This is a genomic window from Micromonospora sp. NPDC047738 (assembly GCF_040642675.1).
Lineage (GTDB): Bacteria > Actinomycetota > Actinomycetes > Mycobacteriales > Micromonosporaceae > Micromonospora.
Genome location: NZ_JBEYSO010000035.1, coordinates 44389 through 56377, shown reverse-complemented (window position 1 = coordinate 56377; position 11989 = coordinate 44389). Strand labels below are relative to the sequence as shown.

At 70.5% G+C, this 11989-nt stretch carries 9 protein-coding genes and 1 pseudogene; 6 read left to right on the top strand and 4 right to left on the bottom strand.

What is annotated here, in order from left to right; genetic code table 11:
- Window positions 1-144: pseudogene (locus ABZ783_RS32495) on the top strand (acyl-CoA dehydrogenase); the annotation flags it as partial.
- A 475-nt stretch (window positions 145-619) separates the two neighbouring features.
- Here the strand turns inward: ABZ783_RS32495 and ABZ783_RS32490 are convergent.
- Both ABZ783_RS32490 and ABZ783_RS32485 read right to left on the bottom strand, forming a co-directional pair.
- A complete protein-coding gene (locus ABZ783_RS32490) occupies window positions 620-1576 on the bottom strand; it encodes a putative sugar O-methyltransferase (RefSeq protein WP_357445244.1) in 957 nt (318 codons plus the stop codon).
- Window positions 1577-1873: 297 nt separating this feature from the next.
- Window positions 1874-2566 carry a helix-turn-helix transcriptional regulator gene (locus tag ABZ783_RS32485; RefSeq protein WP_357445265.1) on the bottom strand — a complete coding sequence of 231 codons (693 nt, stop codon included), beginning with the start codon at window positions 2564-2566 and terminating at the stop codon, window positions 1874-1876.
- Between the two features lie 419 nt (window positions 2567-2985).
- On the opposite strand from ABZ783_RS32485, the gene ABZ783_RS32480 reads away from it, so the two are divergent.
- Window positions 2986-3639 carry a MerR family transcriptional regulator gene (locus tag ABZ783_RS32480; RefSeq protein ID WP_357445241.1) on the top strand — a complete coding sequence of 218 codons (654 nt, stop codon included), beginning with the start codon at window positions 2986-2988 and terminating at the stop codon, window positions 3637-3639.
- A 65-nt stretch (window positions 3640-3704) separates the two neighbouring features.
- Here ABZ783_RS32480 and ABZ783_RS32475 read toward each other — a convergent pair whose 3' ends face one another.
- Window positions 3705-5372: an SDR family oxidoreductase gene (locus ABZ783_RS32475; RefSeq protein WP_357445238.1), complete on the bottom strand. Its 1668-nt coding sequence runs from the start codon at window positions 5370-5372 to the stop codon at window positions 3705-3707.
- 997 nt (window positions 5373-6369) lie between these two features.
- Here ABZ783_RS32475 and ABZ783_RS32470 point away from each other — a divergent pair.
- Window positions 6370-7173: an AraC family transcriptional regulator gene (locus ABZ783_RS32470; RefSeq protein ID WP_357445262.1), complete on the top strand. Its 804-nt coding sequence runs from the start codon at window positions 6370-6372 to the stop codon at window positions 7171-7173.
- A gap of 284 nt (window positions 7174-7457) precedes the next feature.
- Window positions 7458-8447 (top strand): dTDP-glucose 4,6-dehydratase, encoded by a 990-nt coding sequence (gene rfbB, locus ABZ783_RS32465; protein WP_357445235.1) that lies wholly within the window; start codon window positions 7458-7460, stop codon window positions 8445-8447.
- Here the strand turns inward: rfbB and ABZ783_RS32460 are convergent.
- Window positions 8338-9006, bottom strand: a complete 669-nt coding sequence (locus ABZ783_RS32460; protein WP_357445259.1) for a dihydrofolate reductase family protein — start codon at window positions 9004-9006, stop codon at window positions 8338-8340. The two genes, rfbB and ABZ783_RS32460, sit on opposite strands and share 110 nt — an antisense overlap.
- Window positions 9007-9114: 108 nt before the next feature.
- Between ABZ783_RS32460 and ABZ783_RS32455 the strand changes: the two genes are divergently transcribed.
- Both ABZ783_RS32455 and ABZ783_RS32450 read left to right on the top strand, forming a co-directional pair.
- Entirely contained in the window at window positions 9115-10011 is an 897-nt protein-coding gene (locus tag ABZ783_RS32455; RefSeq protein ID WP_357445232.1) for a sigma-70 family RNA polymerase sigma factor, read from the top strand.
- A gap of 364 nt (window positions 10012-10375) precedes the next feature.
- Window positions 10376-11899 carry a glycosyltransferase family 39 protein gene (locus ABZ783_RS32450; protein ID WP_357445229.1) on the top strand — a complete coding sequence of 508 codons (1524 nt, stop codon included), beginning with the start codon at window positions 10376-10378 and terminating at the stop codon, window positions 11897-11899.
- Window positions 11900-11989: the final 90 nt, after the last annotated feature.

The window sequence follows — 11989 nt, the reverse complement described above, 5'->3', positions numbered from 1 at the left end:
TCGCTGCACACCGACGTGCCGATCCAGCGCATCGAACGCGACATCAAGGCGCTCAACCTGCACGCCATCATGCACCCCGACACCAACTTCGAGCTCTACGGGCGGCTGGCCTGTGGCTTGCCGCCGAACACCCAGTACATCTGACCTCGCCTGGAGAGACCCGTCCACGGTCTTGTCCGGCCCATCGCGGAGGGCACTTCCCCGTGGTGGTCGGCGCGGCGACGGTCGGTGCCCGGGCGGTCGGTCGGCGTAGGTCCGGCAGCCCGGCGCCGGGTGTCTGGGTCGAGCCGCCGATGTGGCCGGGTAGCGGTCGGCGTGCCGCGACGCCCGGCCGCAGGCTGCCCGACCCGGATACGTCCAGCACACTGGCGTCCCGGGCCGGGTGACGTCCCACCGGGTGGCGTCCGGCCGGGTGGCGTCTGCCGCCTGGACCACGGCCGAGACGGCGCCGTCCGAGGTGAACGGCGCCGTCCCGGAACCGGTGACGTGTGGGTCTCGACCTGGCCGCCGTGGCCGTCATCCGCCACGGGGCCGTGCCGGCGGGGCCACGCCGGGTCGGCGCGCCCGGCTGCGTACCGGTGACTGCCCCGGCCCGACGTCGCTACGGGCGACCGCGGGATCAGGGACAGATCTCGCAGCCCAGCCCGAACTGCTTGTCGACCGGGCGCTGGATCTGGTCCTTGCCGTAGAGGGCCTGCCAGTAGTGGCCCCAAGGCCGGGCCCACGCGTTGGCCACGCAGGTCCACCGCGGTCCGGGGCGGTACGCCTCGACGAAGGCCCCGACGTGCGCCTCGACGGCGCGGTTGTCATGGATGTCGATCACGTCGCGTAGCTTGCCGGTGCTCAGTGCCAGCTTGACGACCTCGTACCCGTCAGAATTGCCGTTGAGGCTGCTGTCGAGATACTTTCCGACCGCGTCCCGGATGTAGAAGTAGCGGCTTCGCGCATCGATCATCGCCAGATAGTCGTCGACGGTTTCCACGGTCATCTCGGAGAACGAACTGATGTTGATCGTGAGATCGAAGTCGGTGCCGGTGTACTGCTCGTCCACGTCACCGATCGAGGTGAACCGGACCTTGGCGAACTGCTCGTCGTCGAGCACGGAGCGCAGGTATCGGGTGGACAGGGTCAGGGAGTTCGGCAGGTCGATGATGTGGTACTCGCGTACGTCGTGGTTGGACAGGATGGTGTGGCAGGTGCGCCCGTACCCGGCGCCGATCTCCAGGACCCGAGCGTCTTCGAGCTCGACATTGCCGGCGATGAAGTCCAGTTCGAGCACCGACTGCAGGTAGTCCATGCACACCGGCTCACCGTCGAAGGTGATGGTGATCGGCTCCCCCACGGTGCGGTTGCGGATGCTCCGCAGCCGCTTCCAGTTCTCGTCGCTCAGCCCGTCGGCGAGAATGTACATCAATGATTTCAGATACCGAACTCCGTTCACTCTCGGATCCCAATAGCCGATCTTGAAGTTGATCGGCTTGGATTTGAACGATGAGATTTCCGTCGCCGCCTCCTCGGTGACGTGGAACTTGTCGTGACGAGCCCGCAGCAGGCTTGGACCGTACTTTTCGCGCATCTGCTTTCCTATCGATTCAGGGGGCGAGGACCTCGCCCGGCTGAACACATATTGCGCGCAGTTTGTGGCCGAAATCATCTCTGTGCATGCGCCCGAACGGCGGGCCGCCGCCGAGGCAATCGAGCGGTCGGCCGGCGGGCTGCGGCGGCGTGAACGGGTGCTCCAGCCGGGGTGACCGCGAGCTGCGCCGGCCGGGCGGGTACCCGTCCCGGATACGGCGGGCGCGCCGGCCGGCGGTGTGGGGCGACGTCGGGCCGGGCCGGGAGCTGGGGGCCTGGCCGGGGCGCGGGGCTCGGGTCAGTGCGCCAGGGCCGCCTCGCGGCGGCGGAGCGACTCCTTGCGGCTGTCGAGCAGCGCGAGCAGGACCGGCGGGTCGAGCTTGGACACCGGCAGCAGTTGCGCGTCGAGATGGAAATCGCGGTTGCCGGACACCGTGATCGGGCCGGCGGTGGCCACCGTCACGTCGTCGGGCGTCAGGTCGAGCGGGGAGCCGGACACGGACTGGCACAGGACGTACCAGGTGCCGTCGGGGATGCCGCTGAAGTGGAAGGTGCCGGGCTCGTCGAGGACGGCGCAGTTCATCGGGGCGCCTTCGGGGATCCGGTTCGGGAAGACACCCATGTAGATCAGTCCGCGGTGTACCCCGCTGAGCGTGCCGGTGATGGTGTTGGCCCGCGCCGGGCGGGGGCGGGTGCAGACCGCCGGGGCGAAGCCGCCGAGCCGACGGTAGGTCGTCGGGGAGAGCCCGACACTCTTGGTGAATCGGGTGCTGAAGGTGCCCACGCTGTTGTAGCCGACGCGGATGCTGATGTCGGCGACCGTGAGATCCGTGGTGGTCAGCAGCCGTTTCGCCTCCTGGAGCCGGATGGCCGAGAGGAATCGCCCGGGCGATATTCCGGTGACCCGCTGGAACACCCGGGTGAAGTGAAATTTGCTGAACCGCGCAATACGTGCCATTTCTCCGACGGTCAATTCCTCGGACGGATTCATGAGCATTCGGTCGATGACTCTTTCCACGGCTCTCTGCACGCCCGAGTGCAACGATTCTCCCCCCGGAGTTGGTCGAGCGCCGGGGCGGCCGGCGTCGGCGTTGGGCGGTCCCGGCGCCATAGGCATGATAGAGGGTAACCACGGGGTGGCCGATGGTCAATGCGCCGTGCGTCGGTCGGGGCGCGGCGTGCGGTCAGCCGAAATTGCCTACAGGAAATGTGGGAACAGGCCGCTGCCTGGATGGCCAAGATTAGCCGTCGAGCGACTATCTGACCGCGTAAGCCGGGCCTGGTGGCGCCACCTGGCCGGATCCGTGGCCGGCAGCCGAGGTTCTCCCTGGCGGGCCGGCCCCGACCGCCATGTTTACCAGGGCGTCCAGCGAGGTAAGATATAGACGACCATGATGTCCTGGGGGAGCAATGCGCATATCGGATCTGAGCCGGCGCAGCGGTGCGCCGGTCCCGACCATCAAGTTTTATCTCCGAGAACGGTTGCTCATGCCGGGCACTCCCACCGCACGAAATCAGGCCGTCTACGGTGAAAAGCATCTTCGCCGCGTACGGCTGATTCGCGCGCTTGCCGGGATCGGCGGGCTGGAGCTTGCGTCGGTGCGCGAGCTGCTCGCCGCGGTGGACGACACGCGCGTTCCGCTGACCGAGGTCGTCGGCGCCGTCAACCGGGCGCTCTGCCCGGGGGCGAGCCGGGGGACGCCCCCGCCCCCCGGCGAGCACGCCGACGAGGCAGCGCGCTATGTGGACGGGCTCTCCTGGGACCACCAGCGAGGGCGTTCCGGCTCCCCGGTGCTCGCCGAGGTGATCGTCGCGCTCCGCGAGCTCGGCTGCGACGCCGAGCTGACCGCCTTCGACGGCCTGGCGGCCCTCGCGGAGCAACTGGCCGTCGCCGAGCTGGACCTGCTGGCTCGCAAGGACGCCGTCATCGACCGGGGCGCGGCGGTGGCGCAGACCGTGCTCCTCAATGTCGCGTTCACGGTCCTTCACCGCATGGCCCACCAGCACCACGCTCTGCTGCGGCACGGCGCGGACACCGAACAAGCGGCGGGGCGGGACGACTGAGACACCGGGCCCGTCGCGTGGTCCTCGGGAGACCGGCGACGGGCCCGCGTCGGTGGGCCGGCTGATCAGCCCGGGCGGGTGAGCGCGGGTTGCCGCGCCTGGCTGCCGGTGGAGCGCTTGAGCGCGCCGACGAGCACCCGCAGCAGGGTCGCCGGCCGCATCAGTGCCTGCGGGGGGTCGACCATCCCGGCCGCGCGCATGTACGCGGTGGTCACCTTCGGGTCCCGGGTCGCCGCCGCCTGCACCAGCGAGAGGAAGCGCTGCAGGAAGCGGACCTTCATCGAGCGGTCGCCCGGCACGCCGGGGAAGCCGAGGTCGACGGTGGTCGTCATCTCCCAGGCCGCGTCGATGACGCTGCTGGCGAGGTCCTGGAAGTACGCCGCCGGATCCGGCGCGCTGTCCCGCCGGAGGTGCCTGCGCAACGTCAGGGCCGACAGCGCGGCGACGGTCATGCCCTGGGCGTACACCGGGTTGAAGCTGGTGATCGCGTCGCCGGTGATCACGAGACCCGCCGGGAAGCGGGACATCCGCTCGTACCGGCGGCGCAGGGTGACCGGGTAGTGGAACGGGACGGGCTCGTCGATCGGCCGGGCGCTGCGCAGTGCCTCGTGGATGTCCGGCACGCACAACGACTTGACGAACGCGTAGAAGCCCTCCTGATCGGTCGGCGGGTGGTCGCCGAGCAGCCCGTAGACGGTCAGCTCCACCTTGCCGTGGTCGGTCTGCGTGAAGATCGCGCCGCGCGGGGAATCCGGGTAGGCCACCGGGATGATGGCGAGGTCGCCCGCCCAGGGATCGTCGTCCAGCTCGTAGTGCTGGGTGACGTAGCCGAGGTCGATCTTGATGCGGTCCTCGGGCACCCGGGGATAGCCGAACTTGGTCAGCATCGCGGGGGTCCGGGAACCCCGGCCGGTGGCGTCGACCACCAGGTCGGCCTCGATGACCTCCTCGCCACCGTCGCCTTCCAGGTGGCGTACCCGGGCGCCGGTGATCCGGCTGCGATCGGCGCTCGCCACGAGGTCGACGATGTCGCACCGCTCGACGAACCGGACGGCCGGCAACTGCTCGACCCGCTCCCGGACGTGCCGTTCCATCAGCGGAGCGGTCGCCGGCACCGCGGTGTAGCCGATGTCCTCACGCCGTAGCGGCTTGCCGTTGAAGAACCAGCGGACCGAGCCAGCGTAGTCGCCGGTGGGGCAGCCGTCCGCGACGAGCTCCTGGATGAATCCGGGGAAGAGCTCCTCGGCCACCTGCAACCCGCGTACGTGCATGGCGTTGATGTGCCGGCCCTGGGGCCGGCCGCGCCGCGGTCCGGTCGTGCCCACCAGCCGGTCCCGGTCCACGATCAGGACCTCGTCGTACTGCTCGGACAACACCCGAGCGGCGAACAGTCCGCCGTAGCTGCCGCCGAGGACCAGCGCCCGGCGTGCCTTCTCACCCATCGTAGGTCGACCTTCCTCGCGCGGTGCTGAACTGGGCATGGGGGCGAGCGGGACGGAACCGAGCAGCATGCCGTCCACCACGGGCTCCTGCCCGGCCACGTACGACGACCGGCGGGACAGCAGGAACAGCACCGCCTCGGACACCTCGGCGGGATCGCCGATCCGGCCCAGTGCCACCTGGCTCCGGAACATCGCGGCCACCTGCTCCGAGCCGCCGGTCAGACCGGCGAACACGTCGGTGTCGATGTGCCCCGGGGTGATCGAGTTGGCCCGGATGCCCCCGCGCCGCATCGTGACCCGCGATGACGACGTGGGCACCGGCCTCGGCCAGGCGCTGCGCGGTAGCCAGTCCGATGCCGCCGCCGGTGACAGGTACCTTCCTGCCCTCGAATTCGGTCATGAGGATGAGCGTGGCAGTCACCCGGGTGGGTGGACATCTCCCGGCTTGCCGTTCTGAGGCGGCCGCACGGCACCCGGTCGGGCAGCGACGAAAGTCGATGCCGCCGACCTGTCGCCGCTGTCCACAAGGTGCCGGCGACCGTCCACTGCGAACGGCGAGGCGCGCGGCCCCACCGGGACCGGTGCCGATTCTGCGGCGCAGCGCAATGCGGAAGATGTGGTCGGGCGGCGCCGCCCGGACGATGGTGTCGACCGGTGAGCGTCGTGGGAAGGGACTGTGCCGTGCCGTCATTGTTGCCACCCGTCCGCCGGGCCGCCCGGTGCCCCCGGGCGCGGCCCCCGGGGTCGTGGCCACCGTCTGTCGCCAGCGGCGACTGGCTGGCCCGCCATCTGGGTGAGCACTGACCGGCCGGTCGCCAGGCCGGCGCGGCGGACCGCCGGGGCCGCTCGGGCCGACCCCGTTGAGTTCCGGGCCGCCGGTATCGACGACCGACGTTGACGGACGTCCCTGAGCCGCCCTGGCCGCCACCGGCGGACCGGCGTTCGGCGCTCGGTCGCCTCCGGTCCGCAGGCCCGTGTCCTTCGGGTTGTTTCTTGTTTCCGCTGGTGGAGTGCAGCCGTTTCAATGGAGTGCGGGAAGCTCTCGCCCTGCGCGTGATATCGAATATTGCCGGTATCCATTTTTACTTCGCGATTGCGGTTGGCGGCGCCGATCACAGACGAGGGTTGCCCGGGACGAGGGCGGCCAGTTAGCCTGGCGAAGGAAATCGCGGAATTGATGATGCTGGCCTGTATTGATTCGGTCGAGCCTTTCAATTCATGGGACCGCTCTTCGAATAATTGGTGTCCGCGGTATTCCTTTCGAGAGGTCCTGCTAGGGGGAGACGTGATGGAGCACACTTCCGAAACGGCGGTTCTACGAGCCATCAATGCGATGCAGGAACGCCTGGGTGAGCAACTCACGGTGGATGACATGGCCCGTGCCGCGATGTTCAGCAAATTTCATTTCACCCGCATGTTCCAGCGGGTCACGGGCGTGTCGCCCGGTCGGTTCCTCTCTGCCCTGCGCCTGCAGCGGGCCAAGGAGCTGCTGGTCTCGACGCGGATGAAGGTGGCCGACATCAGCGTCAGCGTCGGATACAACAGCGTCGGCACGTTCAGTTCCCGATTCAGCCGCAGCGTCGGGATGTCGCCCACCATCTACCGGCGCCGCGCCGGATACGCCACGGAGATCCGGGCCGGCGCCGACGGCTCCGGCTTCGGTAACGCGGCCCTCTCCTGCGACGTGCGGTTGGCCTGCCCGGACGAGAACGCGCTGATCTTCGTCGGCCTGTTCGCCGACCGCCTTCCCGAAGGTAGTCCGGTCCGCTGCGGCGTGCTGCGGCACGCCAACCGGATCTTGTTCGACAACCCCCCGCCGGGCAGTTGGTACTTGCTCGCCCAGTCGGTCTCGGTCGATCGAGGTCCGGCCCGCCTGGGCCGCGACCGCGCCGACCGACCGGTGGCCGTCGCGACCGCCGGGCCGATCACCATCCGGCCCGACACGCTCGTCTCCACCGAGCTGGTCCTGCGGCCGGCCCGGGCCCTCGACCCGCCGGTCCTGCTCGCGTTGCTCGACGCCCGCACGCACGCCCTCAGCCGGCTGGTCGATGCGCGGACCATGCCCGAGGCGGAGCTCGCGGACGCCGCCTGAGCGGCCACCCCGCGCGGTCGCCTCGGCGCAATACCCGACTCGCGCGGCGCCCCGGCACCGACAAACAACCTCGCCCAGCTCGCCGTCGAAATCGCGGGCGCAGAATTACCGCTGTTCTGGCAATTCCAGATAAAGAGTGAACGGGAGCGCGGCGTACGCTCCGAATCATCGCATCGGCTCCTCTTCTCGGAGGTTTTCGTGGAGCTTCGCAGCCCGGTCGCCATCGACCTACTCGGCACGGAGGGCCACGCCGCCCACGGTGCTCGGCTGAAGGGACCGGCGTGATGAGGCTTCTGGTGACCGGTGGTGCCGGCTTCATCGGCTCGAATTTCGTGCGCCGGATCCTCGGCGGCGCCTATCCGGCGCTGGACGGCGTCCGCGTCACGGTGCTCGACAAACTCACCTATTCCGGCGTGATGGCCAATCTCGATCCCGTCGGCGACGACCCGCGGCTGCGCTTCATCCTCGGCGACATCTGCGACGAGGATCTGGTCGACGAGTTGATGAGCGGGCACGACGCCGTGGTGCACTTCGCCGCCGAAACGCACGTGGACCGGTCCATCAATCAGGCCGTGGCGTTCGTGCGCACCAACGTGCAGGGCACCCAGGTGCTGCTGGACGCGGCCGTACGGCACCGGCCGCGCCGGTTCGTGCACGTGTCGACCGACGAGGTCTACGGGTCGATAGCCCACGGCTCCTGGGACGAGACCTGCCCGCTGGAGCCCAATTCGCCGTACGCCGCCACCAAGGCCGCGGCGGAGCTCCTGGTCCGCTCCTACCACCGCACGCACAACGTGCCGACGCTGGTCACCCGATGCTCCAACAACTACGGGCCCTACCAGTTCCCCGAGAAGATCATCCCGCTGTTCATCACCCGGCTGATGGAGGGCGGCAGCGTGCCGCTCTACGGCGACGGCCAGCACGTCCGGGACTGGCTGCACGTCGACGACCACTGCCGCGCGGTCGCCGCGGTCCTGAGCGGAGGGCGGCCGGGCGAGGTCTACAACATCGGCGGCGGTATGGAACTGACGAACCGGCAACTGGCCGAACGGCTGCTGACCGCATGTGGCGCCGGCCCGGAACGGATCTGCTACGTCGATGACCGCAAGGGCCATGACCGCAGGTACTCCGTGGACACCAGGAAGATCCGGGCCCAGCTCGGCTTCACCCCCCGCATCCCGTTCGACCAGGGCCTGGCTGCCACCGTGCAGTGGTACCGGTCGCGCCGGGACTGGTGGGAGCCGCTGCGGGACCGTGCCGAGGTGCTGCGTTAGCAGTTGCCATTCGGCACGAGGTTCCGACTCGCCCCACCCGGTACGTCACGTGGGTGGCCCCCGGGGTGTCGACGGTGTCCAGGTGGTCCAGTTCCGGACCGGCGCCGTCGAACAGCGCGGTGCCGGACCCCAGCAGGAGCGGTACGACGTGCAGCCGCAGGTGATCGACGAGTCCGGTCCGCAGCGCCTGCTGGATGACCGACGCGCCGCCCATGATGTGGACCCGTTGGTCGCCGGCGGCGGCCCTGGCCGCTTCGATCGCGGCGGCGACACCGCCGGTCACGAACGTGAACGTGGTGTCGCCCTTGCGTACGACGCCGTGTGGCCGGTGGGTCACCACGAAGACCGGCATGCGGAAGAAGCCGCCTTCGGCCGCCCAGCCATCGGTGTCGTCGTACACCCGCCGGCTCGTCACGACGGCGCCGGACGCGGCGAACGTCGCCCTGCTCAGCCGCCGCCCCTCGTCGTGGTCGAGCCACGCGTGCAAGCGTTCGCCACCCTTGCCGAACCCGGGCCACCGCACCAGATCGGGCCCGGTGACGAACCCGTCCAGCGACATCGAGATGTCCGCTTCAACAACTGCCATGCCCGGGTAGACGTAGTGGGGCCGTGAAGTGTCCGATGAGCCGGCCACCTTTTTCTCGTCGGTACGGGTATGAACGGTGCTGTGGACGCCACGAGTTTCGCGGAGCTGACCCGCCGGTACCACCGCGAACTGCAGGTCCACTGCTACCGGATGCTCGGCTCGTTCGATGCGGCGGAGGACCACGTCCAGGAGGTCTTCCTGCGGGCGTGGCGGTCCAGGGACGCGTTCGAGGAGCGTTCCAGCGTCCGAACCTGGCTGTACCGCATCGCCACCAACGCCTGCCTGGACACGCTACGGCGCACCCGCCCGCCGCTGCAGCCGTACCCGGATCAACTGCTCGACGAGCACCCGGGCCCCGACGCGGTGGCCATCGGCCGCGAGACGTTCGGTCTGGCGTTCCGCGCCGCGATCCAGCTGTTGCCGCCCCGCCAGCGGGCCGTGCTCGTGCTGCGGGACGTGCTGTCCTGGTCGGCGAGTGAGGCAGCCGCGCTGCTCGACACGACCGTGCCGGCGGTCAACAGCGCCCTGCAGCGCGCTCGGGCGACGCTGCGCGACAAGTGGCCGGGCGGTCGACTGGAGTGGTCGCCCACCGGTGCACCGGATCCGGCGCAGCGTGAGCTGCTGCGGCGGTACATCGCCGCGCACGAACGGGGCGACCCCCAGGCCCTGGTGGACCTGCTCTGCGAGGACGTCCGGTTGACCATCGAGCCGGACGTCGGCGAGTGGACCGGCAAGGCCGCCGTCGCCGACGCGCTGCGCCGGGACATGAACACCCCCGGCCAGTGGCGGATGCTGGCCGTGGCCGCCGACCGTCAGCCCGCCGTGGCCGCGTACGTCCGCGGCGCCGGCGACGCCACGTTCCGCCCGTTCGCGCTGATCGTGCTACGCGTGGAGGCGGGCCTCCTCCGCGCGATAGACGTGGTCAAGGCACCCGGCCTGTTCGCCGCGTTCGGCCTCCCGGCGAGCCTGGACCGGTAGTGCCCCGAGGCTGAGTTCGGCGCGCCGTACGCGGCGATGTCGATCTTGGTCCAGCCGTACGGTCGTACCGGGAGATCTTGGCGGCTCCGCCGTCCGGCGCTGGGCTGCCCCGTCCTGACGCTGCGATCATCGCATCTTTTGCCGCATCTGTCCTGAGCTGCCACTTTCGCCGCTTTTGCGGGCGTTCGACGCCCTCTGCTGAGGTTTGCTCAATAAGCTCCGAAGCGAGTTGCGGCACCGGCCCAGGCCCCTCCGGCGCGGGTCGTGCTGCGCCATCCGCGCACCACGCGGACACCCTGCCTGGCGTCCCTCGGGGCGGCCTGGGCCACGACCGCCGGAATCCCACGGAGATGCGTGAGACACGATGAAGGACTCGGACACCATGATCCTGCCCCGGCTCGGGTCGGCCGAGGCCAGCGTCGAGGACCCCTGGGGAGAAGGGCACGGCGTCCCCGCCCCCGGTCGCCCGGCGACCGACGCCCCGCGGTGGCGCACCGCCGCCTGGCTGGTCCCGGCGCTGCTGATGGGCGCGCTGAGCGTCGTCGGGGCCGGCGCACCCGGACTCCGCACGGAGGAACTCGCGACCTGGGCCAGGGCCAACTCGTCCTGGCGGGACAACTGGTCCCTCCTCCACTCGAGCGACGCCACCGAAGCGCCCTACCACCTGCTGATGCGCGCGTGGGCGGAGGTCTTCGGCAGCTCCGACCTCGCCCTGCGCGCGCCCTCCATGCTGGCTATGACCGCGGCGGCAGCGCTGGTCGGCGTACTGGCGGCCCGGATGTTCGCGCCGGCCACCGGGGTCCTGGCCGGGGTGCTCTTCGCGTTGCTGCCGACCTCGACGCGGTACGCGCAGGAGGCCCAGCCGTACGCGTTGACCCTGCTCGCCGCGGTGTTCGCCACGTTGCTCCTGGTGCCGGCGATCGACCGGCCGTGGTTCTGGCGCTTCGCCCGCTACGCCGGTGCTGTGGCGCTGCTGGGCCTGGGCAACGTCGTCGCGCTCCTGCTGCTGGTGGGGCACGGCTGGGCGGTGTTCGCCTTCCGGCGCGACAAGGCGCTCCGGTGGTTGGCCGCCGCGCTGGCGGGCGCGCTGCCCGCGGCCGCGTTGCTCTGGCTCGCCGCGCCGCACGGCGTGTCGCTCGCGCGGAACGCGCACCCGAGCCTGTCGGCGCTGGCCGCGGCCCCCCGGGAGCTGTTCGGCGTCGCCGCACTGGGTGCCGTGCTGCTCGCACTGGCGTTGTTCAGCCTCCCGCTGCGGTATTCCGCGGCCGTCTGCACCGCCTGGGCGGTGGTGCCGCCGCTCGGGCTGTTGCTGGTCGCCCAGGTGACGCCCGTCTGGCTGCCGCAGTACCTGCTCTTCACCCTTCCGGCGTGGGCGATGCTCGGCGCGGCGGCGCTGTCCCGCGCCCGGCTCGGCTGGGCCGCGGGGGTGCTGGCGGCGATCGCGGTGATCGGCGTCCCGGCCCAGGCCGACCTGCGGGAACCGGACGGACACCAGCAGGCCAGCCGCCGGCTCGCGGCGGTCGTCGAACGCCGCCTGCAACCCAACGACGGCGCCGTCTACGGCTCGTCGGACGCGGGCGACGGACGGGTCGGCCGGGATCTGGTGGCGCACTACCTGCCCGCCGACCGCCGGCCGCGAGACGTCCTCGCCACCGGCCCGCAGCGCGCCGACGGCCTGGGGCCGGTCGCCGAGTGCGCCGACGTGGCCGGGTGCCTGCGGGGCACCCGCCGACTGTGGGTGATCCGGCTCGGGGAGCGCGCCGACCCGGTGCAGGGCATCGGCGGGGCGAAGGAGCGGCTGCTCCGCACGAGGTATCAGGTGGCGCAGGTCTGGAGACTCACGGGGCTGACGCTGGCCCTGCTGGTGAACGAGCGGAGCGATCTCTGACCGGTGGCGCCCCGGCGGCGAGCGCCGGGCCCGTCGATCGTCATCGCGCAATCCGCAGTGTCCATCCGTATCAGCCGCTCACGATCGGCC

Coding starts and splice junctions, on each gene's coding strand:
- ABZ783_RS32450 (WP_357445229.1), top strand. CDS start 10,376: ATGAAGGACTCGGACACCATGATCCTGCCCCGGCTCGGGTCGGCCGAG.
- ABZ783_RS32460 (WP_357445259.1), bottom strand. CDS start 9,006: ATGTCGCTGGACGGGTTCGTCACCGGGCCCGATCTGGTGCGGTGGCCC.
- ABZ783_RS32475 (WP_357445238.1), bottom strand. CDS start 5,372: ATGCGGCGCGGGGGCATCCGGGCCAACTCGATCACCCCGGGGCACATC.
- ABZ783_RS32480 (WP_357445241.1), top strand. CDS start 2,986: ATGCGCATATCGGATCTGAGCCGGCGCAGCGGTGCGCCGGTCCCGACC.
- ABZ783_RS32485 (WP_357445265.1), bottom strand. CDS start 2,566: ATGAATCCGTCCGAGGAATTGACCGTCGGAGAAATGGCACGTATTGCG.
- ABZ783_RS32490 (WP_357445244.1), bottom strand. CDS start 1,576: ATGCGCGAAAAGTACGGTCCAAGCCTGCTGCGGGCTCGTCACGACAAG.
- ABZ783_RS32470 (WP_357445262.1), top strand. CDS start 6,370: ATGGAGCACACTTCCGAAACGGCGGTTCTACGAGCCATCAATGCGATG.
- rfbB (WP_357445235.1), top strand. CDS start 7,458: ATGAGGCTTCTGGTGACCGGTGGTGCCGGCTTCATCGGCTCGAATTTC.